Below are 1,833 nucleotides of genomic sequence, written 5' to 3' on the forward strand. Positions count from 1 at the left end.
TAGCTAAAACGAGTACGTCACCGATGCATTCTCGTTGGAACGAGCAAGAAAACGAACACAGCATTCAATTGGTGGCCAACATAAAAGAGGATGCGCCAAGGACGCTTGCATTGTCATCGAGAGGCACATCAGTCCCCCTTTTCATCCCTAACGTCTTAGCTAAGCCTAAAGGGACGAACGCACTCAATGAAGCCTTCCTCGCAGTAATGCCGGCTGTACAATTTGGTGAGCGACTAGGGCTTGCCACTCAAGGATATTATTACCACTTTAGTGAAGGCAAGCTCGTTCAAGAGTACAAAATTATCGGTAATGGTAATTGTCGGTTCTGCCTGACCTATTCGGATGAACTCACTCTTAGCGATGAGCTTCGTCCTACCGCTTGGCAAAGTGCGATACCGATTCAATGGCGTATCGATAATCAGGTATTGGACAACCAGCACTTACTCTATCTACCTCGTAAGTTGACACAAGATGAGTTTTCTACGGTGAATCCAGCGTGGCTCAATGAGCAAGGACTTTCGTTGAATATTTCAGAACTTGTGGATGTGGGACAAGGTAAGGAAACCCCGAACGAACGATATCATGCCCCACTGGATTGCCATTACTCCCACCCTGGCCGTTTATTACATGGGACAGAGATTGTCGCCATTAATAGTCCCAGTCTCGTTGCCAAAGGTATACCGGTCGTCAACCTCCGCCCTGAAAAGCTCTTTCGTATCGGCGTGTTTTTTGACGGGACGGGGGCCAACGACAAGAATGATGCTTACAAAGAATTGCGTGGTAATAAATCTCGCAGTAATGTGGCGCGTTTGTTTGCGGCTTATCCGCAAATTCAAGGGGAATCAACAGCAATCTATGTATCTGGTGTGGGCACCGTCGACATTGAAGACGACAGTCAGCGCCCCGCCATCATTGATGCAGCCAAAGATGAAAGCGATCTAGAGCAGGCGTTTGGTGTTGAGTTTGAAAAGACGTTTAACGGTAACATTAAAGCAGCCATGGATTTGGGGGCAGGGTTAGTCGGTAAAGCCCTTTTCGATGCCGCTTTCGACTATGCGGACGGTGAAAATGGTGCGTTTTACAAATGGCAGAGTTTGTTGTCGACATTACGAGATATTGCAACGGATGAATCAAGCGGATACCCATCCGCCACCCATATCGTTTTTGATGTTATCGGCTTTAGCCGAGGTGCGGCATTATCTCGTCACTTTGTTAATGCCCTGTATCAAGGTTTACCCGATTACCATAGACCAGTCTCGGGCAAGCAAGCGGATGTCACGATTTACCCTCATCTATTGGGTAATGAAACCAACAAAAAGTTTTCAGAGGAAGGTGGTTATGAGCGCGAGGATACGAAAGGCGTCAGTGTAAGGTTCTTGGGATTATTTGATACCGTAGGGTCGTTTTACTTAGCGGGGAATAACGATGAAGGTAATTTTCAGTTGGGCCTAGAGCCGACGATGGCCACCACGGTCTTGCAGTTGGTTGCTGAGCATGAGTATCGGAAAAACTTCCCATTAACGTCACTGAGTCGTGATAATTGGTTACCCGATAATTTCCACCAAGAACATTTCCCTGGATGCCATACCGATGTGGGAGGCGGTTACCCTTCAATTGAGCAATATGAGAAAGAGGGACTCCCTGACTATGTGGGCTTTCCGGTAAGCAGTACCTACAACCGTAACGAAATAAAATCAGAAACCCTTGATATCGTGCACGCTAATTTTGCATACCCTGGGGGAAGTCTAGATAAGGCTGCGATGATAGAACGCACTCGTCAAGTTAAAGACGCTGAATGGAAAAAGACATGCCGACAACGGTTTGGCCATTACG

The 1,833-nt window shown here is 47.1% G+C and carries 1 protein-coding gene; it reads left to right on the forward strand.

Features of this window, described 5'->3' with window-relative positions; genetic code table 11:
• A partial coding sequence (locus AB6E51_RS24340; protein WP_372140298.1) for a DUF2235 domain-containing protein occupies positions 1–1,833 on the forward strand: 1,833 nt, incomplete at both ends.

This window comes from Vibrio sp. 10N.247.311.47, assembly GCF_041467535.1.
Classification (GTDB): domain Bacteria; phylum Pseudomonadota; class Gammaproteobacteria; order Enterobacterales; family Vibrionaceae; genus Vibrio; species Vibrio crassostreae_C.